This is a genomic window from Serratia sp. GW822-FHT06D09 (genome assembly GCF_058799515.1).
In genome coordinates, this window is sequence record NZ_JBXALO010000001.1 from 146,103 (window position 1) to 165,875 (window position 19,773).

21 protein-coding genes, 1 pseudogene and 1 other annotated feature are annotated in these 19,773 nt (G+C 53.6%); of the genes and pseudogenes, 18 read left to right on the plus strand and 4 right to left on the minus strand.

The genetic code is table 11. The annotated features are described in order from the left end of the window. Positions 1-8: 8 nt before the first annotated feature. The 3 genes from AC1RKG_RS00685 to AC1RKG_RS00695 all read left to right on the plus strand — a co-directional run bounded on the left by AC1RKG_RS00685 (position 9) and on the right by AC1RKG_RS00695 (position 4,169). The gene (locus AC1RKG_RS00685; RefSeq protein ID WP_493181690.1) at positions 9-1,346 is read left to right on the plus strand and encodes a c-type cytochrome; all 1,338 of its coding nucleotides are present in this window, start codon (positions 9-11) and stop codon (positions 1,344-1,346) included. 256 nt (positions 1,347-1,602) lie between these two features. Next, the gene (locus AC1RKG_RS00690; RefSeq protein ID WP_020826575.1) at positions 1,603-2,886 is read left to right on the plus strand and encodes an SLC5/6 family protein; all 1,284 of its coding nucleotides are present in this window, start codon (positions 1,603-1,605) and stop codon (positions 2,884-2,886) included. 149 nt (positions 2,887-3,035) lie between these two features. Continuing rightward, positions 3,036-4,169, plus strand: coding sequence for an ABC transporter substrate-binding protein (locus tag AC1RKG_RS00695; protein ID WP_046375047.1), 1,134 nt, complete (start codon positions 3,036-3,038; stop codon positions 4,167-4,169). Positions 4,170-4,207: 38 nt separating this feature from the next. Here AC1RKG_RS00695 and AC1RKG_RS00700 read toward each other — a convergent pair whose 3' ends face one another. Both AC1RKG_RS00700 and AC1RKG_RS00705 read right to left on the minus strand, forming a co-directional pair. Next, positions 4,208-4,894, minus strand: coding sequence for a MarC family NAAT transporter (locus AC1RKG_RS00700; protein WP_020826577.1), 687 nt, complete (start codon positions 4,892-4,894; stop codon positions 4,208-4,210). 124 nt (positions 4,895-5,018) lie between these two features. Beyond that, positions 5,019-5,240 carry a hypothetical protein gene (locus tag AC1RKG_RS00705; protein WP_020826578.1) on the minus strand — a complete coding sequence of 74 codons (222 nt, stop codon included), beginning with the start codon at positions 5,238-5,240 and terminating at the stop codon, positions 5,019-5,021. A 247-nt stretch (positions 5,241-5,487) separates the two neighbouring features. Between AC1RKG_RS00705 and AC1RKG_RS00710 the strand changes: the two genes are divergently transcribed. Together AC1RKG_RS00710 and AC1RKG_RS00715 are read left to right on the plus strand one after the other, a co-directional pair. Next, positions 5,488-6,528: a PspA/IM30 family protein gene (locus tag AC1RKG_RS00710; RefSeq protein ID WP_130015635.1), complete on the plus strand. Its 1,041-nt coding sequence runs from the start codon at positions 5,488-5,490 to the stop codon at positions 6,526-6,528. Positions 6,529-6,779: 251 nt separating this feature from the next. Beyond that, positions 6,780-7,391, plus strand: a complete 612-nt coding sequence (locus tag AC1RKG_RS00715) for a hypothetical protein (protein ID WP_493181692.1) — start codon at positions 6,780-6,782, stop codon at positions 7,389-7,391. Positions 7,392-7,580: 189 nt separating this feature from the next. Here the strand turns inward: AC1RKG_RS00715 and AC1RKG_RS00720 are convergent. Then, a pseudogene (locus AC1RKG_RS00720) lies at positions 7,581-7,886 on the minus strand (chromosome partitioning protein ParB); the annotation flags it as partial. A gap of 272 nt (positions 7,887-8,158) precedes the next feature. Between AC1RKG_RS00720 and AC1RKG_RS00725 the strand changes: the two are divergent. From AC1RKG_RS00725 to ihfA, 9 genes are all read left to right on the plus strand, one after another. Next, complete coding sequence (locus AC1RKG_RS00725; RefSeq protein WP_187962786.1) at positions 8,159-8,527, plus strand: hypothetical protein; 369 nt, start codon at positions 8,159-8,161, stop codon at positions 8,525-8,527. Positions 8,528-8,941: 414 nt separating this feature from the next. Further along, complete coding sequence (thrS, locus tag AC1RKG_RS00730; RefSeq protein ID WP_041414516.1) at positions 8,942-10,870, plus strand: threonine--tRNA ligase; 1,929 nt, start codon at positions 8,942-8,944, stop codon at positions 10,868-10,870. A 3-nt stretch (positions 10,871-10,873) separates the two neighbouring features. Then, a complete protein-coding gene (gene infC / locus AC1RKG_RS00735) occupies positions 10,874-11,425 on the plus strand; it encodes a translation initiation factor IF-3 (RefSeq protein WP_013812633.1) in 552 nt (183 codons plus the stop codon). A 98-nt stretch (positions 11,426-11,523) separates the two neighbouring features. After that, positions 11,524-11,721 (plus strand): 50S ribosomal protein L35, encoded by a 198-nt coding sequence (gene rpmI, locus AC1RKG_RS00740; RefSeq protein WP_004931418.1) that lies wholly within the window; start codon positions 11,524-11,526, stop codon positions 11,719-11,721. A 43-nt stretch (positions 11,722-11,764) separates the two neighbouring features. After that, positions 11,765-12,121 carry a 50S ribosomal protein L20 gene (gene rplT / locus AC1RKG_RS00745; RefSeq protein WP_020826620.1) on the plus strand — a complete coding sequence of 119 codons (357 nt, stop codon included), beginning with the start codon at positions 11,765-11,767 and terminating at the stop codon, positions 12,119-12,121. Between the two features lie 113 nt (positions 12,122-12,234). Further along, positions 12,235-12,357, plus strand: a sequence feature (Phe leader region). Further along, complete coding sequence (pheM, locus tag AC1RKG_RS00750) at positions 12,239-12,283, plus strand: pheST operon leader peptide PheM (RefSeq protein ID WP_121626058.1); 45 nt, start codon at positions 12,239-12,241, stop codon at positions 12,281-12,283. It overlaps the preceding feature by 45 nt. 118 nt (positions 12,358-12,475) lie before the next feature. Next, positions 12,476-13,459, plus strand: coding sequence for a phenylalanine--tRNA ligase subunit alpha (gene pheS, locus AC1RKG_RS00755; RefSeq protein WP_020826621.1), 984 nt, complete (start codon positions 12,476-12,478; stop codon positions 13,457-13,459). 14 nt (positions 13,460-13,473) lie between these two features. Next, positions 13,474-15,861, plus strand: a complete 2,388-nt coding sequence (gene pheT / locus AC1RKG_RS00760) for a phenylalanine--tRNA ligase subunit beta (protein ID WP_400826345.1) — start codon at positions 13,474-13,476, stop codon at positions 15,859-15,861. A 4-nt stretch (positions 15,862-15,865) separates the two neighbouring features. Next, the gene (gene ihfA / locus AC1RKG_RS00765) at positions 15,866-16,162 is read left to right on the plus strand and encodes an integration host factor subunit alpha (RefSeq protein WP_004943604.1); all 297 of its coding nucleotides are present in this window, start codon (positions 15,866-15,868) and stop codon (positions 16,160-16,162) included. A 216-nt stretch (positions 16,163-16,378) separates the two neighbouring features. Here the strand turns inward: ihfA and AC1RKG_RS00770 are convergent, their stop codons facing one another. Next, positions 16,379-16,510, minus strand: a complete 132-nt coding sequence (locus tag AC1RKG_RS00770) for a hypothetical protein (protein WP_020826623.1) — start codon at positions 16,508-16,510, stop codon at positions 16,379-16,381. Positions 16,511-16,742: 232 nt separating this feature from the next. Between AC1RKG_RS00770 and AC1RKG_RS00775 the strand changes: the two genes are divergently transcribed. The 4 genes from AC1RKG_RS00775 (at position 16,743) to btuD (ending at position 19,711) form a co-directional block, all read left to right on the plus strand. Beyond that, positions 16,743-17,162: a DUF2502 domain-containing protein gene (locus AC1RKG_RS00775; protein ID WP_493181694.1), complete on the plus strand. Its 420-nt coding sequence runs from the start codon at positions 16,743-16,745 to the stop codon at positions 17,160-17,162. Positions 17,163-17,334: 172 nt separating this feature from the next. Beyond that, on the plus strand, positions 17,335-18,342 hold the full coding sequence (gene btuC / locus AC1RKG_RS00780) for a vitamin B12 ABC transporter permease BtuC (RefSeq protein WP_020826625.1): 1,008 nt from the start codon (positions 17,335-17,337) through the stop codon (positions 18,340-18,342). A gap of 41 nt (positions 18,343-18,383) precedes the next feature. Beyond that, a complete protein-coding gene (locus tag AC1RKG_RS00785) occupies positions 18,384-18,935 on the plus strand; it encodes a glutathione peroxidase (protein ID WP_020826626.1) in 552 nt (183 codons plus the stop codon). Positions 18,936-18,955: 20 nt separating this feature from the next. After that, positions 18,956-19,711, plus strand: coding sequence for a vitamin B12 ABC transporter ATP-binding protein BtuD (gene btuD / locus AC1RKG_RS00790; protein WP_020826627.1), 756 nt, complete (start codon positions 18,956-18,958; stop codon positions 19,709-19,711). Positions 19,712-19,773: the final 62 nt, after the last annotated feature.

The following is a 19,773-nucleotide window of genomic DNA, read 5'->3' on the forward strand; positions in this document are numbered from 1 at the left end:
GGCGACTGATGAAAGCATTTGTTCCCGCACTGGTTCTCAGTGCACTGAGTTTTTCCGTATGGGCGCAGGACGCCACGGTCAGCAGCGAGCTGATCAAACGCGGCGAGTATTTGGCGCGCGCCGGTGACTGCGTGGCCTGCCACACCAACGGCAAAAGCGGTAAAGAGTTTGCAGGCGGTCTGGCGATGGAAACGCCGATCGGCACCATCTACTCCACCAATATTTCGCCGGACAAGAAAACCGGTATCGGTGATTACAGCTTCGAAGACTTCGACAATGCGGTACGCAAAGGCGTCGCCAAAAACGGCAGCACCCTGTACCCGGCGATGCCGTATCCGTCGTTTGCCTTGGTGAAAGAGGATGACATGCGCGCCATGTACGCCTATTTCATGCACGGTGTGCAACCGGTGGAGCAGGCCAACAAGGATTCCGACATTCCTTGGCCGCTGTCGATGCGTTGGCCGTTGAGCATCTGGCGCGGCATGTTTGCGCCTTCACCGGCCGACTTTGTGGCTGACACCAAGGCGGATCCGGTGATTGAACGCGGTCGCTATCTGGTGGAGGGGCTGGGTCACTGTGGCGCCTGCCATACGCCACGTAGCCTTACCATGCAGGAAAAAGCGCTGAGCAATAACGACGGCGACACCTATCTGTCCGGCAGCAATGCGCCGATCGACGGTTGGGTGGCTTCCAGCCTGCGCGGTGACAACAAGGATGGGTTGGGGACCTGGAGCGAAGCCGAACTGACGGAGTTCCTGAAAACCGGACGCAACGACAAGTCTATCGTGTTTGGTGGCATGAGCGACGTGGTAGAGCACAGCCTGCAGTATCTCAGCGATGAGGATCTGACGGCGATCTCGCGCTATCTGAAAACGCTGCCGCCGAAAGACGGCAAGCAGCAGGCGGCACCGGGCGAAGACAGCGTCGCCAAGGATCTGTGGCGCGGTAACGACAGCAAGCCCGGAGCGGCGCTGTACGTCGATAACTGCGCGGCCTGCCACCGCACCGATGGCGTCGGCTATAAACGCGCCTTCCCGGCGCTTAAGGGCAATCCGGTGGTACAGACCGAAGACGCGACTTCGCTGATTCATATCGTGCTGACAGGTAACACCACGCCGGCGGTGAAAGGGGCGGTTTCCAACATCACCATGCCGCCGTTCGGCTGGCGTCTGAACGACCAGCAGGTAGCGGATGTGGTGAACTTCATCCGTTCAAGCTGGGGCAACAGCGCCAAGCCAATCGACGCCTCAGACGTGGCCAGCGTGCGTAAAGACCGCTCGATGATCCGCGATGAGAAGGAGATGGGCAGCGCCGCCGTACCGGAACATCCAGACGCCAACAAGTAAATCTGAAAGGGCCTCGTTCGAGGCCCTTTTCTTTTGGCCGGGCGTGCTGATTTTGGCAGCATTTTCTGCTCGTAAATCACTCTGTCAGCCGATAAAACATAGACCCGAGCCGCATTTTTCATTATCCTTTGCCGTCCTTTTAGCAGGAACAAGAGTGAAATACTGCGTTAATCCACTGATTAATATTAAAAATTCGCGGAGAAGGATATCCCGTTGAGCGCAATCGTTGTCGCTGAAGAGTAAGGTAAGCTTTCTTATGAGTACGATTTCTCCCGATTCAGGCACGTTGGCAACCGCCCAGGCTGCCAAATGGAATAAAACCGATACCGTGTGGATGTTTGGGCTCTATGCCACCGCTGTCGGCGCAGGAACCCTGTTCCTGCCGATCAATGCAGGTCTGAATGGCCCGCTGGTCCTGTTGTTGATGGCGTTGTTCGCTTTCCCGCTGACTTATTTACCGCACCGCGCATTGAGCCGCTTTGTGCTGTCCGGTTCCAGCCGTGACGGCAATATCCATGATGTGGTGGTGGAGCACTTTGGCGTGCTGGCCGGCAAAATCATCATGGTGCTGTACCTGATGGCGTTCTTCCCGATCGTGCTGGTGTACAGCATCTCGATCACCAATGCGCTGGACAGCTTCCTGATCCATCAGTTTCACCTGGCGCCGCTGCCGCGTGTCTGGCTGAGCCTGGCGGTGGTGGTGGTTCTGAACCTGGTGTTGCTGCGCGGCAAAGACGCTATCGTTTCGGCGATGGGCATGTTGGTGTTCCCGCTGCTGGTGTTTTTGATGGGTATCTCGCTGTATCTGGTACCCACCTGGCAAACGGCAAACTTTGTCAGCGGCCTGGCCAACACCCAGTTCAGCAGCCCGGACCTGTGGCATTCACTGTGGCTGGCGGTGCCGGTGATGGTGTTTTCTTTCAGCCATGCGCCGATTATTTCGTCCTTCGCCTCCACGCAAAAGAGCCTGTACGGTGAGAAGGCCGAACGCCGCTGCGCGCGTATCATGCGCTACAGCTATGTGCTGATCTGCGTCACCGTCTTGTTCTTTGTCTTTAGCTGCGTACTGAGCCTGTCACATGAGGATATGCAGCAGGCGAAAGATCAAAACATCACCGTGCTGACCACGCTGGCGAACAAATTCTCCAACCCGCTGATCGCCTACCTTGGCCCAATGATGGCGATGCTGGCGATGGCCAAGTCTTATCTCGGTACTTCCCTGGGCGTGACCGAAGGGGCAACCAGCCTGATCGACGGCCTGACGCGAGCGGTTGGTAAACCCTTGAGCTCGCGAATTACGCACCGGATTTCTGCGATATCGCTGTTCCTGCTGACCTGGGCGGCGACGGTGTGGAACCCAAGTGCGCTGCACATTATCGAAACCATCAGCGGTCCGCTGATTGCAGCCATTCTGTTTATTCTGCCGATGTACGCTGTGCGTGCAGTGCCCGCGATGCGCCGCTATCGTGCGCTGAGCAACGTCTTTGTCCTGGTGATGGGCCTGATAGCGCTGTCGGCGCTGATTTACGGCCTGATTTGACCTCAGTAGCGCATCGGATCCGGTGCGCTGCTTTTTCCCTGTTCACATCCCTTTTCAATTAAGCGAAAACGCACCCGGGGTTATCTTTGATAATGGGAGCGGTTCTCATTATTATTTCCGCACTGATTTCCTACGCTAAGGAGTTTTACGTGCACCGTCGAATCACCCTGTTGGCTTTGGCCTGCGCCTGCGGTTTGTCCGCTCAGGCGATGGCGACCACTTATCCGTTAACCCTGACAGATACCTCCGGCCAGAGTCTGACCATCAAGCAAGAGCCGAAGCGCATTGTGGTGCAGGACGGGCGCGATATTCTGACGCTGGCCTTGCTCGACCGCGCCGATCCTTTCGCCCGGCTGGTGGCCTGGAATAACCTGCTCAAGAAAAGCGACGGTGAAACCTGGAAGATCCTGCGTAACAAGTGGCCGGAAGCCAACGGCATTATCGATATGGGCTTTAGTGATAAGGGCGAGGTCAACCTGGAAAGCGTGATCGCCAAACAGCCTGATCTGATGGTGGCTCAACTGCGTTCCAAGCCTTCACTGAGCCAGACTGGCGTGTTGGATAAGCTGAAAGCGCTCAACATTCCGGTGCTGTTTATCGACACCATGCTCAAGCCGGTGGAAAACACCCCGAAAAGCATCACGCTGCTGGGTGAGACCCTCAACCGCGAAAGCGAAGCGAAACAGTACACCGACTTCTATCAGCAGCATTATCAGAACATCCTGGATAAAACCAAAGCCGTCGAGCCAAAGCCGTTGGTATTTATCGAGGCAAAAGCCGGTCTTAACGGGCTTGAGTCCTGTTGTTTCACTCATTCTCACGTCGGTTGGGGTGGGATGATCGAGGCGGTGGGCGCACGTAACCTGGGCTCCGCACTGTTGCCTGGCGCAACCGGCGACGTCTCCCTGGAAAAAGTGATCAGCATGAAACCTGACGCCTATATCGTGTCCGGCTCTCAATGGGCGACCAAAACCAATGCCGCCGTGCCCTTTGGTTACGGCGTGACGCAGCAGCAGGTTGATGACGCTTTTAACCGGATGAAGCAACGCCCGGGTTTCGCCCAGGTCACGGCGGTGAAGGAGGGGCGCTTCTACGGCATTTACCATAACTTCTATAACCACCCGTACAACATCGTCGGGCTGGAATATCTGGCGAAGTTTATCTATCCGAATCAGTTCAAGGAATTGGATCCGGCAAAAACCTACAGCGAAATCCTCAGCCGCTTTACCGAAGTGCCGGAAGGTAAGGGGATATTGGGTGCGCAGGCACCGGCAGGAAAGTAAATATCGTGAAGGGCGCGGCTGATACCGCGCCCTTATTGTCAGGCCGCAGGCACGTAGGTGGAGATGATTTCCAGCACGCCGTTGATAATAAACTGCACGCCCATACACACCAGCAAGAACCCCATCAGGCGCGAAATGGCTTCGATGCCGCTTTTGCCCACCAGGCGCATAATGGCGCCGGAACTGCGCAGGCAGACCCACAGGATAAAGGCAACCGAGAAGAAAATCGCCACCGGGGCCACCAGCAGCACCCAATGGGCGAAACCCAGCGTATTTTCGTGAATGCTCGATGCGGAGCTGATGATCATGGCGATAGTCCCGGGGCCAGCGGTGCTTGGCATTGCCAGGGGGACAAAGGCGATATTGGCCGAGGTTTTCTTACGCAGTTCGTTTGACTTGGTTTCCACTTCTGGCGCGTCTTCTGCGCTTTGCTGCGGGAACAACATGCGGAAACCGATAAATGCCACAATCAACCCACCGGCAATACGCAGACCGGGAATGGAAATGCCGAAGGTGTTCATCACCACTTGGCCGGCGTAGAACGCCACCGTCATGATAAAGAACACATAAATGGATGCCATCAGCGACTGCTGATTGCGTTCTTCGCGCGTCATATTGCCCGACAGGCCAAGCAACAGCGCGACGGTGGTCAGCGGGTTGGCCAGTGGCAACAGCAGTACCAAACCCAGTCCGATGGCCTGGAATAACTGCAGAATACTTGTCATAAAGCGAACTCCCTGTTTTCAGTTAAAACACGACAGCGCAACCTGATCGCCTGCCATGAAATGCGAATTGCTTCCGCAATAAGTGACTTAAAATACAATGAATTAATAAAAGGTTCTCACGCCGTTAACCTGGACTGCCAGGGGGGAGCAGTTCAAGAACGGCGTCGGTATTAGCGTCATCGTCGTTCACGCAATCATTGGCAATCTCCGGTGTATCCTCACATTCCATCGGCGGCTCATTCACCGCGATGGCCCGTGGATGACGGTCTGCTCCCAGATGGAGCAGGACAAAAAGAGCCGTCAGCACCAGGCAGGCGCCAACGAGTAATTTCAATAACCGGTTCATGATGCGGGGTGCTTCTCAACTCTGCCGTTAATGGCATCAGGATAGCGGGAGCCAGAGATGTTCGCCATCGCTGATTTGCGCAATGTGCAGGGAGCAACACGCCGGCTAAACACGGACAAAGAGTACATGTATCATTAGTTAATTTTATATTTTTGATCATTAAGCCACCCCTTTTTTTATTGGATTCTATACTGATAGGGCTTTCGGGCAGTTTCACTTAATCGAAAAGCTTAAAAGGAGTTTTACTATGCAAGTGGCAAACGAATTGGCAACGGTTAAAAAAATATCGTGGGGCAGCGTAATTGGCGGGGTTATCACCGTTTTGGCGGTGTCGCTGCTGCTGTCTACTCTGGGGACCAGTCTGGGTTTTTCCATCGTCGATCCGACCTCTGACGATCCGGTCAACGGGGCCGGTACGACTGTGGTGGTTTGGTCTGCAATTTCGATCATCCTGAGCCTGGCTGCCGGTGCCTTTATTGCCGGTCGTCTGGCAGCGAATGATGGGTTAATCCACGGTTTCCTGGTTTGGGCCACCTCGCTGATTGTGGCGGCCGTGTTGGGCGCTTTGTTGGTGGGGTCTGCAGTCAAAGCTACCGGGAACGCGCTGGGGGCTATTGCCTCAACTTCCGGTAGCCTGCTTTCCGGTGCCGGGTCAGCCATTGGTAAAGGCGCTTCGGGTCTCGCGGATGCCGGCGGCAAAGTGTTTGATAAGTTGGGTATCGACACCAAGTTGGAACCCGAAAAGTTACAAGACAATGTCGTGGCGGCACTGAAAAAAAGCGATATCCCTTCATTGCAGCCGGAGTTTATGCAGCAACAGTTGGACGCGGCCAAGAGTGAAGTGGGGGACGCGGTAAAAGCGTTGGCGCTGCAGCCTGACAATAGCGATGCAATTATTCAGGATCTGGTTGCCAAATTGAAAAAACACGGTGAGGCCATTTCGCAGGACGTCGATGAGGATTCGCTCAAGAAAGCGCTGTCGGAGAATACCGATATGACACCGCAGGAAGTTGACCAGACCGTCAAAAACCTGGTGGATGCGAAAAACAAAACGGCGCAGCTGGTGAATCAGCGCTTGAACGACGTGGAAGTAAAAATTAATCAGGCTAAGCAGGAATATACAGAGCTGAAGCAAAAAGCGCGCGAGCAGGCAGCGGAAGCGGCTAAGGCCTTGTCTCATGCGGCCTTGTGGTCATTCTTCGCATTGCTGATTGGCGCAGTCATCAGCGCGTTGGCCGGCCTGTGGGGCGTTAAGACCAACAGCCGTATCGTGGTGGTGAGAGAATAACGGCGACAAGGAGTTAGCCGGGTCTTACTTGCGCGTCTCGGTATCGGGATGAGAGGCCCGGATCTTCACGACGGTGAAGTGACAGCCAGGAAAGACTGGCATCCCCCCTGGCAATTTGCCGGGGATTTTTGTTTTTTATGGCCCTTTAGTGGCAAATCAGACACGAAGTAAGCCTATTCCGCATCAATTGCTACGATCCCCTTGCGCAGGTGAATACCATAGTCGCGCTTTAAATAATAACGAGTATGACTATGAAACATGATCTGCAAATTTTACTGGGAAAAATAGGCTCCTTTCTGCTTTACAGCGCATTTTTGGCTGCGCTGATGGGCTTAATGTTCATTGATGTGCACTGGCTGCATAATTTTGTCTACGAAACCTCCTTAACCGAATCGGCGCAGGAAGTGATGCTGGCCGCCATCTCAGGCTTGTTCTTTGTGGCTGCACGCCGGCAAGTTGCCTACCGGCCCGCATGGGTGCTGGCGGGAGGTTTCTTCCTTTGCATGCTGATCCGCGAGATGGATTTTGCCTTCGATATGCTGTGGCACGGTTCCTGGTTGTGGTTCGCCTTGGCGGTGACGCTTGGATGCTTGTGGTATGCGTCACGCCACATTGAGGCCACGGTGCAGGGATTGGCGCATTTCGTGACGCATCCGAGCTACGGCATGATGTGCGCAGGCCTGCTGTGCATTCTGGTATTTTCACGCTTGTTCGGCATGAATTCCCTGTGGCAAATGCTGATGCTGGATGGTTATAACCGGGTGGTGAAGAACATGGTGGAAGAGGGCTGCGAGCTGTTGGGTTACGCCTTCTGCCTGATTGCCGCGTTGGCTTACCTGAAGGATCTCCGGGCTTCCCGTTAAATCCGGGCCTGTGCCGCAGTTTATTTATCCGGAACAATTTTAGTGATGCTAACCTCGGTGAGGTGTCATAGAGCAGCTCGCATAATCTGCGTGCGCGGGTGGAGCTGAATGAATAGAGGGGGGGAAAGGACTTGGTGAACTTTTTCTTTCCTGCCTCTCATCCGGCGACAGATTAAAACCTGCCCGCTATTTAACTACCTGCGATTGTTCGTAAGGGGGGCTAACGGACTGTTGCTATCCATGATCCGGGCTATGCGCTCGACATCACTGCCAGTGAAAGGAAGAATGGCGATCCATTCGACGGGCTTACCACCATCACGGCAACGAGAATAGGCTTGGTGGCGGCGATGCCCCTCAAAAATCCACACACTACCTTCATCACGCGGCCTGACTTCCAGGGGCGGAACCGGCTTGCCGTGCGTATAAGGTGATTAAATAAATTATCGTCCGCCGCTCATCATCTACGCGCTTATTAAAGCCACCCTGAACGTGAATGCCGGTGCTGGGTATTGCACATTTAGCCCGATGGAACGGGTTGTCGATGAAGTGCATCAGCCTGAAGGTGAAAGCCGTCCCAGTAACGAATTCTCACGACAAGGATTAAGGCTGTGTAACCCCGCAGGAGGTGATCACGTCTTGCTGGCGGGTAAGCCGCAAGTGGCCTGGCAACTCTGATAAGCGTGGCAACGTTGCGAAACCAAATAGCAGTTATTAGCTACTCTGACGTCTCGCATGATAAAATGGAGTCTTCTTCAGGGAGAGAAACAATGAGAAAATTCGCATTATTAGGATTGATTTTATTAGCAAGCACAGCAAGCGCAAGCCAATGGAAGTTAATCAATAACGGCAGCGCAATTAGTGATGGTAAATTAACCATTAGCCATCTTAATGGGCACTACAAAATCAAATATTCTGGTGATGTAAATCCTAGGTCGGCAAGCTTGTTGATTGACGGAGACGTCATCTATGGAAATGAACCTTATGGATTCAGCGGGATTTATGGTGACGGCGTAGTAAAGCGCCTGTTGTTGGCAAGTGAGGCAACTGCCAACTATGACGATAGATTTAGAACCAAGCCCTCACATGAAAAGATAGAACTAGAAAGCCTTCGAGCTACTATTGAAGAATTAAAATAAACCCGCTACGGCGGGCTTTTTAATAGTAGGAATTCATGGCTAGGCCTGCACAGGATGAGAGGCATGCTCGCGGCCATATCCGCCCCTGCAATACGCTTGGGGATGTAGCCCTTTAGGCAGGGATGGAACCCTGTTATTTAAACTGGGTATTCGGATGCCGCCATTGTGCTGCTCCGGGAATGGTCATGGATGAGGCTTGCTGATCTGGCGTCTAGAACTTCGCCTGATCAAAGTGGTACACTCTCTTTTCCGTTATGGCGTAACAACATAGTACATTTTAAATTGTGTACATATGAGTGTACATATCTGGCAGGGTAAAGCTGGATAGCGTCGATAACTTCATGTAGTTAAACGTTATTGTATTTCTTCATGTGATCTGTCGTGTGGGTCACCACTGTAGATAAGGAATTATTAATGCCTGTTATTACTCTTCCTGACGGAAGTCAGCGTCATTTCGATCACCCTGTTTCCCCTTTGGATGTTGCCCGCGATATCGGCCCTGGCCTGGCGAAAGCCTGTATTGCCGGCCGTGTGAACGGTGAACTGGTTGATGCCGGCGATCTGATCGAATCAGACGCGCAGTTGGCTATCATCACCATCAAGGATGCCGAAGGCCTGGAAATCATGCGCCACTCCTGTGCGCATCTGTTGGGTCATGCCATCAAGCAGCTGTGGCCAGACACCAAAATGGCTATCGGCCCAGTGATCGACAACGGTTTCTATTATGACGTTGATATCGACCGTACCCTGACGCAGGAAGACCTGGATCTGCTGGAAAAGCGGATGCATGAGTTGGCCGACAAAGATTATGACGTCATCAAGAAGAAGGTTAGCTGGCAAGAAGCCCGTGACACCTTTGCCGCGCGTGGTGAAAACTACAAAGTGGCGATTCTGGATGAGAACATCAGCCATGACGACCGTCCTGGCCTGTATCACCACGAAGAATATGTCGACATGTGCCGCGGTCCGCACGTGCCGAACATGCGTTTCTGCCATCACTTCAAACTGCAGAAAACGTCTGGCGCCTACTGGCGTGGCGACAGTAAAAATAAAATGCTGCAGCGTATCTACGGCACCGCATGGGCAGACAAGAAACAGCTGAATGCCTATCTGCAGCGTCTGGAAGAAGCCGCCAAGCGTGACCACCGCAAGATCGGCAAGCAGCTTGACCTGTACCATATGCAGGAAGAAGCGCCGGGTATGGTGTTCTGGCACAACGATGGCTGGACAATTTTCCGCGAGCTGGAAGCCTTTGTGCGCATGAAGCTCAAAGAGTACCAGTACCAGGAAGTGAAAGGGCCATTTATGATGGACCGTGTGCTGTGGGAAAAAACCGGCCATTGGGAAAACTATAAAGACGCCATGTTCACCACCTCGTCGGAAAACCGCGAGTATTGCATCAAGCCGATGAACTGCCCGGGTCACGTGCAGATCTTCAACCAGGGCCTGAAATCCTACCGTGATTTGCCGCTGCGTATGGGTGAGTTCGGCAGCTGCCATCGTAACGAGCCTTCTGGTTCTCTGCATGGCCTGATGCGCGTACGCGGGTTCACCCAGGATGACGCCCATATCTTCTGTACAGAAGAGCAGGTGCGTGCCGAGGTGAACGAATGTATCCGTATGGTCTATGATGTTTACGGTACCTTTGGCTTCGACAAGATTGCGGTAAAACTTTCTACTCGCCCTGAAAAGCGTATCGGGACTGACGATATGTGGACCCGTGCGGAAGAGGATCTGGCTGCGGCGCTGACTGAAAACGGGATTCCGTTTGAATATCAGCCGGGTGAGGGTGCCTTCTACGGACCAAAAATTGAATTTACTCTGCATGATTGTTTGGATCGTGCATGGCAATGTGGTACCGTGCAGCTCGATTTCTTCTTACCTGGCCGTTTAGGCGCATCGTATGTTGGCGAAAACAACGATCGCGTGGTCCCGGTAATGATTCACCGCGCTATTTTGGGCTCCATGGAGCGTTTCATCGGTATTCTTACCGAAGAGTACGCAGGGTTCTACCCAACCTGGATTGCTCCGGTGCAGGTGGTGGTGATGAATATCACCGACAGCCAGTCTGATTATGTCCAGCAATTGACCAAAAAACTGCAGGACGCAGGGATTCGCGTTAAAGCGGACTTGAGAAATGAGAAGATTGGCTTTAAAATTCGCGAACATACTTTACGACGGGTTCCTTACATGTTGGTCTGCGGTGATAAAGAGGTCGAATCAGGCAAAGTTGCCGTTCGTACCCGCCGTGGCAAAGACCTGGGAAGCCTGGACGTAAACGAAGTCGTAGACAAGCTGCAAAAAGAGATTCGCAGCCGTAGTCTTCATCAACTGGAGGAATAAAGTATTAAAGGCGGAAAACGAGTTCAACCGGCGCGTCCTAATCGCATTAACAGAGAAATTCGCGCGCAAGAAGTTCGCCTAACCGGCGTCGATGGCGAGCAGATTGGTATTGTCAGTCTGAATGAAGCTCTTGAAAAAGCTGAGGAAGCGGGCGTTGATTTAGTAGAAATCAGCCCAAATGCCGAACCGCCAGTTTGCCGAATCATGGATTACGGCAAATTCCTCTACGAGAAGAGCAAGTCGACAAAAGAACAGAAGAAGAAGCAAAAAGTTATTCAGGTCAAGGAAATCAAATTCCGTCCTGGTACCGATGATGGCGACTATCAGGTCAAACTACGCAACCTGATTCGCTTTCTGGAAGATGGCGATAAAGCCAAAATCACCCTGCGTTTCCGTGGGCGTGAGATGGCGCACCAACAGATCGGTATGGAAGTGCTTAACCGCGTCCGTAAAGACCTGTGTGAAGATTCTGATTTGGCCATTGTCGAATCCTTCCCTACGAGGATCGAAGGCCGTCAGATGATCATGGTGCTCGCACCGAAGAAGAGACAGTAAGGCTTCCAAGTAATCGAACCCGCGCAGCGCTTGCGTTGTGTGGGTTTTATTCGCCTCACTGATTCGTTGTTTAACAATGCGAAGTGGATTTAATTAAAATGCCAAAGATTAAAACTGTACGTGGTGCAGCCAAACGCTTCAAAAAAACCGGCAGCGGTGGTTTTAAGCGTAAACATGCTAACCTGCGTCATATTCTGACCAAAAAAGCAACCAAGCGTAAACGTCACCTGCGTCCGAAAGGCATGGTGTCTAAAAACGATCTGGTCCTGGTTACCGCGTGCCTGCCGTACGCTTAAGCCATTTTTTTTGAATCTAGAATAAGACTTTAGGAGAGAGCATATGGCTCGCGTAAAACGTGGTGTAATTGCACGCGCACGTCACAAGAAAATTTTAAAACAAGCGAAAGGTTACTACGGTGCCCGTTCGCGCGTTTATCGTGTTGCCTTCCAGGCAGTAATCAAAGCAGGTCAGTACGCTTACCGTGACCGTCGTCAACGTAAGCGTCAGTTCCGTCAGCTGTGGATTGCACGTATCAACGCAGCTGCACGTCAGAACGACATGTCTTACAGCAAATTCATTAACGGCTTGAAAAAAGCTTCTATTGAAATTGACCGTAAGATCTTGGCTGACATCGCGGTCTTCGACAAAGTGGCATTCTCTGCACTGGTTGAGAAAGCGAAAGCAGCACTGGCGTAAGTCAGTTGAAGAGGGAGCTTGCTCCCTCTTTTAATCTTTAGCTTTCAGAGACAATATTGACTTTTATTGCCCGCCGCTTTATCACTGGTGGACAATCATCGACAAGGTAACGCAATCATGCACGCTGCTATTTTTCGTTTCTTCTTTTACTTTAGCGCCTGATCTCAGGAGGCTTTGCGCGTAAGAAAAGAAACGAAAAGTAGCGCCTAAGCCTCCCCTGTGGAGGCTTTTTTGTTTTTGGCCGTCTTCTGAGCCGGGTTAAAGCGTTAAATGCTTTGAAGATGTGCTAAAGGCGTGTTCGAATAATAGATAACAATTACTTAGAGCCATATCGGCCAGAGGAAGAGGAAAGCAATGCCACATCTCGCAGAGCTGGTTGCCAATGCCAAGGCAGCCGTAGAAGATGCCCAGGATGTTGCCGCGTTGGATTTGGTGCGCGTCGAATATTTAGGCAAGAAAGGCCATTTTACCTTGCAGATGCAATCGCTGCGTGACGTGCCGGCAGAAGATCGCCCGGCAGCAGGCGCGGTAATCAACCAGGCAAAACAGGCAGTGCAGGATGCGCTGAACGCGCGTAAAAATACGCTGGAATCGGCTGCGCTGAACGAGCGACTGGCAGCAGAAACCATCGACGTTTCCCTGCCGGGCCGTCGTATGGAAAACGGTGGGCTGCATCCGGTCACCCGTACCATCGACCGTATCGAAGCTTTCTTCGGCGAACTGGGTTTCTCCGTTGAGACCGGGCCTGAGATTGAAGACGACTATCATAACTTCGACGCGTTGAACATTCCGGGTCACCACCCGGCGCGTGCCGATCACGATACCTTCTGGTTCGACGCCACGCGCTTGCTGCGCACCCAGACTTCCGGCGTGCAAATCCGCACCATGAAGAACCAGCAGCCGCCAATCCGCATTATTGCGCCGGGCCGCGTTTATCGTAATGACTACGACCAAACGCACACCCCGATGTTCCATCAGATGGAAGGGCTGATTGTCGATAAAGACATCAGCTTCACCAATCTGAAGGGAACGCTGCATGATTTCCTGAACAACTTCTTTGAAGAAGATTTGCAGGTTCGTTTCCGTCCGTCTTACTTCCCGTTTACCGAACCTTCCGCTGAGGTGGATGTGATGGGTAAAAACGGCAAGTGGCTGGAAGTTCTGGGTTGCGGCATGGTGCACCCGAACGTTCTGCGCAATGTGGGCATCGATCCGGAAATCTATTCCGGCTTCGCTTTCGGTATGGGTATGGAGCGTCTGACGATGCTGCGTTACGGCGTCACCGACCTGCGTGCGTTCTTCGAAAACGATCTGCGTTTCCTCAAACAGTTTAAGTAAGGCGGGAATATCACATGAAATTCAGTGAACTCTGGTTGCGCGAGTGGGTAAACCCGGCCATCAGCAGCGAAGCATTATCCGATCAAATTACCATGGCCGGTCTGGAAGTAGACGGCGTGGAGCCGGTTGCCGGCGCCTTTAACGGCGTGGTGATAGGCCATGTGGTTGAGTGCGGTCAGCACCCGAACGCAGACAAATTGCGCGTGACCAAGGTCAACGTGGGCGGCGATCGCCTGCTGGACATCGTCTGTGGCGCGCCAAATTGCCGTACCGGCCTGAAGGTGGCGGTTGCCACCGTAGGCGCAGTACTGCCGGGTGACTTCAAGATTAAAGCTGCCAAACTGCGTGGCGAGCCTTCCGAAGGCATGCTGTGTTCGTTCTCCGAGCTGGGCATTACCGACGATCACGACGGTATCATTGAGCTGCCGGAAGACGCGCCGATTGGCACCGATATCCGTGAATACCTGTCGCTTGACGACAACACCATCGAAATCAGCGTAACGCCAAACCGTGCCGACTGCCTGGGCATTATCGGTGTGGCGCGTGACGTTGGGGTGCTGAACCAGGTTGCCCTGACCGAGCCGGATATGAGCCCGGTAGCCGCCACTATTGCGGATACGCTGCCAATTCGCGTTGACGCGCCGCAGGCGTGCCCGCGTTACCTGGGCCGCGTAGTAAAAGGCATCAATGTCAAAGCGGCAAGCCCACTGTGGATGCGCGAGAAGCTGCGTCGTTGCGGCATCCGCTCCATTGACGCAGTGGTTGACGTGACCAACTACGTACTGTTGGAACTGGGTCAGCCAATGCACGCCTTCGATCTGAGCCGTATTGAAGGCGGTATCGTGGTGCGTATGGCGAGCGAAGGCGAAACCCTGACGCTGCTGGACGGCAACGAAGCCAAACTGAATGCCGATACCTTAGTGATCGCCGATCACCAGAAAGCGCTGGCCATGGGCGGCATTTTCGGTGGTGAACACTCCGGCGTGAATGAAACTACTCAGGACGTGCTGCTGGAATGCGCGTTCTTCAGCCCGCTGTCCATTACCGGTCGTGCGCGCCGTAATGGTTTGCACACTGACGCTTCACATCGCTACGAGCGTGGCGTTGATCCTGCATTGCAGTACAAAGCGATGGAGCGTGCGACCCGCCTGCTGATTGATATCTGTGGCGGTCAGGCTGGCCCGGTCATCGATGTGACAGCTGAAGCCGAATTGCCGAAGCGTGCCACCATCACCCTGCGTCGCGAAAAGCTGGACCGTCTGATCGGCCACGTGGTACCGAGCGAGCAGGTGAGCGATATTCTGCGTCGTTTGGGTTGCCAGGTGACCGAGCAAGGTGACAACTGGCTGGCGGTCGCGCCGAGCTGGCGTTTCGATATGGAAATCGAAGAGGACCTGGTAGAAGAAGTCGCACGCGTTTACGGCTACAACAATATTCCTGACGTGCCGGTACGTGCTGACCTGATCATGACCAAGCATCGCGAAGCGGATCTAACGCTCAAGCGTGTGAAAACCATGCTGGTCGATCACGGCTTCCAGGAAGCGATCACTTACAGCTTCGTCGATCCTAAGGTTCAGGCCTTGCTGCACCCGGGCGAAGAAATGCTGATCCTGCCAAGCCCAATCTCGGTAGAGATGTCCGCTATGCGCCTGTCGCTGTGGACCGGCTTGCTGTCTGCGGTGGTGTATAACCAGAATCGTCAGCAGACTCGTCTGCGCCTGTTTGAAAGCGGCCTGCGCTTTGTGCCTGATACTGCGGCAAATCTGGGTATCCGTCAGGATGTCATGCTGGCAGGGGTGATTGCCGGCCATACGCATGAAGAACATTGGGATCTGGCGCGTAAGCCGGTCGACTTCTATGATTTGAAAGGGGATCTGGAGTCTGTCCTGGAGCTGACCGGTAAATTATCCGAAATTCAGTTCAAGGCAGAGACCAATCCAGCCCTGCATCCAGGGCAAAGCGCCGCTATTTATTTCCAGGGCGAACGTGTCGGTTTCATCGGTGTGGTTCATCCGGAACTTGAACGTAAACTGGATCTTAACGGCCGTACCGTGGTGTTTGAACTGGAGTGGAACAAGGTCGCAAGCCGCGCCGTGCCTCAGGCGCGGGAGATTTCTCGCTTCCCGGCAAACCGTCGAGATATCGCCGTTGTGGTGGCTGAAAACGTCCCTGCAGAAGATATTTTGGCAGAGTGTAAGAAAGTTGGCGCAAATCAGGTAGTTGGCGTAAACTTGTTTGATGTGTACCGTGGCAAGGGCGTGGCAGAGGGTTATAAGAGCCTGGCTATCAGTCTGGTATTGCAGGATACCGCTCGTACACTGGAAGAAGAGGAGATAGCCGTTACCGTTGCAAAATGTGTAGAGGCTCTAAAACAGCGATTCCAAGCATCCTTGAGGGATTGAACCTATGGCGCTTACTAAAGCTGAAATGTCAGAACACCTGTTTGAAAAGCTTGGGCTTAGCAAACGGGATGCCAAAGACCTGGTAGAACTGTTTTTCGAAGAGGTACGTCGTGCTCTTGAGAACGGTGAGCAGGTGAAACTGTCAGGTTTTGGCAATTTTGATTTGCGTGACAAGAACCAACGTCCGGGGCGTAACCCGAAGACCGGCGAGGACATTCCGATTACGGCGCGCCGCGTGGTCACTTTCCGTCCAGGGCAAAAACTGAAAAGTCGGGTAGAGAACGCAAGCCCGAAAGAGTAAGTTGCGTGAAACCAAAAAAGGCCGCTTTTGCGGCCTTTTTCTTTTTTTGAAGAAAAATTCGGTTTATTCCTAAATTATGGCCGTAAGAGCCTATGCGATTAAATAAAGTGGGTTGGTGTTTAATATTAAGATATCCAATTTTTTGCGGATTTTTCTTATGGATATTAATGTCCTTGCTTTACCTAAAATAAAATCAGGAGCCGAGGCTCCTGGTTTTTAATAATGGTTGTAATAGTGGCCCGGGCCACCTCCGCCACGATGACCGCCACCGTGGGGGCCGAAGCAGCAGGCGCTGAGCGCGGTGGTCAGCACGGCGACCGTGAACAACATTCCAATGCGTTTAATCATAATAATATCTCTTTGATAAGTGTCAGCGTCATTATAAATAGCGGCATGGCATCCGGTATGTCAGCTATTCGTTAAACGTTGTTAGCAGCTGTTTTATTTAATCTGAAAAATGAGAGTGTATGGATTATGTAAGCGAGGTGAAAACGATCTGAAAATAGGCATTGCGGCGATAGGCGTAAAATAATCGCGCTGATATAACCAGCTCAGCAAAAAATAAAGTGAGAGTGCCAAAATGAAAAAGATCCTGTTGCTGGTGTGTTTACCGCTGCTGCTGCCGCTCGTGGTCCAGGCAGATGTCTCCATTGATATCAACGTGCCGGGCGTCTCGGTCCATCTGGGGGATCAGGATCGGCGAGGTTACTACTGGGACGGCTATGACTGGCGTCCGCCACAGTGGTGGCATGCCCATCAGGGACGCGGCGTGGGTGAGCGTAACAGCCGTGGTCTGTACTGGGACGGTGGTCGCTGGCAACCCTCACCGCCGCGCGGCAACGATCACCGGAGTCCAGAGCGGGGCGGCAATCCGTTCCACGGTGAACGCGATAACCGTAACGATGGCAACCGTCATGATAATGACCACGGTAAGGGCCGCGGCAACGACAATGACCACGGTAAACCCTACCCACAAAACGGAAATGATCCGCGACGCTAATTGAGTGTACGACGTCTGGTGTTGCCCCTCAGTGGAGGGGGCAGCATCAGCCGTTGTTTTCCTGCCATAATCCTCAAGCAAGGCTTTCCCTTCTGGCGCTAACCCCCTAATATTTGACCCAGACGTCAATTATTCGACCGCCGCTCGCGGCCCGCAGGGAATCGCCACACCTATGCCAACCAGCCAGACCTTTACTTTATTACTGCACAAACAGCGTCATCGCGATAAACGCCATTTATGGCTGTTGGCGCTGGGCGTTGCCGTGGCTTTTGTTTTTAGCCTCAGCGCGGGTGATGTCTGGCTTTGGCCCTCACAGTGGTCAAGTGATGCGGCGCAGCTGTTTGTCTGGCAATTACGCCTGCCGCGTGCGCTAGCGGTGATGTTGGTCGGAGCCAGCCTGGCCATTGCCGGTGCGGTAATGCAGGCCTTGTTTGAGAATCCGTTGGCAGAGCCTGGCTTATTGGGAGTGGCTAACGGTGCCGGGGTTGCACTGGTGCTAATGGTATTACTGGGCAACGGCCTGCTGCCGGTAGCGTTGATGAGTCTGAGCGCCATTGCGGGTGCGTTAATCATGACCTTTATGCTGCTGAGCTTTGCCCGTCGCAAGCGTCTGACCAACGCGCGATTATTATTGGTCGGCGTAGCCTTGGGCATTGTGTGCAGTGCAGTGATGACCTGGGCAGTGTACTTCAGTTCCAGCCTGGATCTGCGCCAGCTAATGTACTGGATGATGGGCGGCTTTGGCGGCGTAGACTGGCGCCAAAAATGGCTGGTGCTGGCCCTGGTGCCGGTGGTGCTGTGGCTGTGTTGCCAGGGCAAGGCGCTAAACTTTATGGCGCTGGGCGAGGTACAGGCCCGCCAGCTCGGGCTTTCACTGCATTTGTGGCGCAATCTGCTGGTGCTGGCAATCGGCTGGCTGGTAGGCGTCAGCGTGGCGTTGGCGGGGGTGATCGGATTTGTCGGGCTGGTGATACCGCATATGCTGCGCCTTAGCGGTTTGACCAATCAGCGTTATTTACTGCCGGGTTGCGCACTGGCCGGTGCCGGCGTCTTGCTGGCGGCCGACGTGGTGGCGCGTATTACGCTGCTGTCGGCTGAATTGCCCATCGGGGTGGTGACAGCCACCCTGGGGGCACCTCTGTTTATCTGGTTGCTCACTCGGGTAAAAAGCGTAAGGTAGTTTCTCTGTTCACCTGCAAGTAAAACAAGAGGATAAGCTCCATGACTCAAGCTATTTATGACATTCCGCTGAACACCATCGAGAATCAATCTACCACGCTGGCACAATATAAAGGCCGCGTGTTGCTGGTGGTGAATGTGGCGTCGGAATGCGGCCTGACCAAGCAATATGAAGGGCTGGAAGCCCTGTACGAAACCTACCGGGATCAAGGTTTTGAGGTACTGGGATTCCCCTCCAACGAATTTCTGGGGCAGGAGCCGGGCAGCAACGAAGAGATCCTGGCGTTTTGCCGGGGTACCTTTGGCGTTCAGTTCCCGATGTTTGCCAAACTGGAAGTGAACGGCGAAAACCGCCATCCATTGTATCAGGCGTTGACCGCCGCCAAACCGCATGCCGTTGCGCCACAGGGCAGTGAGTTCCTGGCGCGTATGAGCAGCAAGGGGCGGGCACCAAAGCAAACTGGCGATATCCTGTGGAACTTCGAGAAATTCCTGATTGGCCGCGATGGCAAGGTCATCGAACGCTTTTCCCCGGATACGACGCCGGAAGATCCTGCGTTGCTGGCCGCCGTCAAACAGGCGCTGGCCGACTAAAGAAGGAGCGGTAATACATCATGCTGCAACTCAGGCAGGTTGGGGTAGAAGGGCGCTTGGCCCCGTTTTCAGCACAGGTTGATGCTGGGTTGCAGTTTCACCTTATTGGCCCGAACGGCGCCGGTAAAAGCACGCTGTTGGCCTGCCTGGCGGGTATCTTGCCCGGTATCGGGGAGATCCTGCTGGACGGTCATCCGCTGAAAAGTTTTCAGGGCAATGAGCTGGCACTGCGTCGTGGTTATTTAAGCCAACAGCAGCCCCCGGTGGCGTTGATGCCGGTATTCCAGTATCTGGCATTGCATCAACCGGCGGGAGCTTCGGAAGAGGCGCTGGAAAGCGCCATTCTTTATCTGTGCCAGCGTTTAAAGCTGATGGACAAGCTGCCGCGCATGTTGACTCAGCTATCCGGCGGGGAATGGCAGCGAGTACGTCTGGCTGCAGTGCTGCTGCAGGTCTGGCCGACGGTTAACCCGTACAGCCAATTGCTGCTGTTGGATGAACCGACCAACAGCCTGGATGTGGCGCAGAAGGTGGCATTGGACCGACTATTAAGAGAGTTTTGCCAGAGCGGGCGCAGCGCCTTGGTTTGCGCGCACGATCTCAACCACACCTTACAGCAGGCCGACCGGGTCTGGCTGCTGCATGCGGGGCGCTTAGTTGCTCAGGGCAGCACGCGGGAAGTGATGGAGCCGGTTCTGCTGTCACAAATTTATGACGTCGATTTTCATTTGCAGGCAGTGGGCGATCAACGCTGGATTATGACCAAAACCGCCTAGTGCGTTAGCGTATTGAAAATGCGGCCTAAACGAAAATTAAACGGACTCGATATAAATAGCCG

What these genes read in the sequence shown, in the direction of transcription:
- AC1RKG_RS00685 (WP_493181690.1), top strand. Translation starts at nt 9, where the DNA reads ATGAAAGCATTTGTTCCCGCACTGGTTCTCAGTGCACTGAGTTTTTCC.
- AC1RKG_RS00690 (WP_020826575.1), top strand. Translation starts at nt 1,603, where the DNA reads ATGAGTACGATTTCTCCCGATTCAGGCACGTTGGCAACCGCCCAGGCT.
- AC1RKG_RS00700 (WP_020826577.1), bottom strand. Translation starts at nt 4,894, where the DNA reads ATGACAAGTATTCTGCAGTTATTCCAGGCCATCGGACTGGGTTTGGTA.
- AC1RKG_RS00705 (WP_020826578.1), bottom strand. Translation starts at nt 5,240, where the DNA reads ATGAACCGGTTATTGAAATTACTCGTTGGCGCCTGCCTGGTGCTGACG.
- AC1RKG_RS00710 (WP_130015635.1), top strand. Translation starts at nt 5,488, where the DNA reads ATGCAAGTGGCAAACGAATTGGCAACGGTTAAAAAAATATCGTGGGGC.
- AC1RKG_RS00715 (WP_493181692.1), top strand. Translation starts at nt 6,780, where the DNA reads ATGAAACATGATCTGCAAATTTTACTGGGAAAAATAGGCTCCTTTCTG.
- AC1RKG_RS00725 (WP_187962786.1), top strand. Translation starts at nt 8,159, where the DNA reads ATGAGAAAATTCGCATTATTAGGATTGATTTTATTAGCAAGCACAGCA.
- thrS (WP_041414516.1), top strand. Translation starts at nt 8,942, where the DNA reads ATGCCTGTTATTACTCTTCCTGACGGAAGTCAGCGTCATTTCGATCAC.
- rpmI (WP_004931418.1), top strand. Translation starts at nt 11,524, where the DNA reads ATGCCAAAGATTAAAACTGTACGTGGTGCAGCCAAACGCTTCAAAAAA.
- rplT (WP_020826620.1), top strand. Translation starts at nt 11,765, where the DNA reads ATGGCTCGCGTAAAACGTGGTGTAATTGCACGCGCACGTCACAAGAAA.
- pheS (WP_020826621.1), top strand. Translation starts at nt 12,476, where the DNA reads ATGCCACATCTCGCAGAGCTGGTTGCCAATGCCAAGGCAGCCGTAGAA.
- pheT (WP_400826345.1), top strand. Translation starts at nt 13,474, where the DNA reads ATGAAATTCAGTGAACTCTGGTTGCGCGAGTGGGTAAACCCGGCCATC.
- ihfA (WP_004943604.1), top strand. Translation starts at nt 15,866, where the DNA reads ATGGCGCTTACTAAAGCTGAAATGTCAGAACACCTGTTTGAAAAGCTT.
- AC1RKG_RS00770 (WP_020826623.1), bottom strand. Translation starts at nt 16,510, where the DNA reads ATGATTAAACGCATTGGAATGTTGTTCACGGTCGCCGTGCTGACCACC.
- AC1RKG_RS00775 (WP_493181694.1), top strand. Translation starts at nt 16,743, where the DNA reads ATGAAAAAGATCCTGTTGCTGGTGTGTTTACCGCTGCTGCTGCCGCTC.
- btuC (WP_020826625.1), top strand. Translation starts at nt 17,335, where the DNA reads ATGCCAACCAGCCAGACCTTTACTTTATTACTGCACAAACAGCGTCAT.
- AC1RKG_RS00785 (WP_020826626.1), top strand. Translation starts at nt 18,384, where the DNA reads ATGACTCAAGCTATTTATGACATTCCGCTGAACACCATCGAGAATCAA.
- btuD (WP_020826627.1), top strand. Translation starts at nt 18,956, where the DNA reads ATGCTGCAACTCAGGCAGGTTGGGGTAGAAGGGCGCTTGGCCCCGTTT.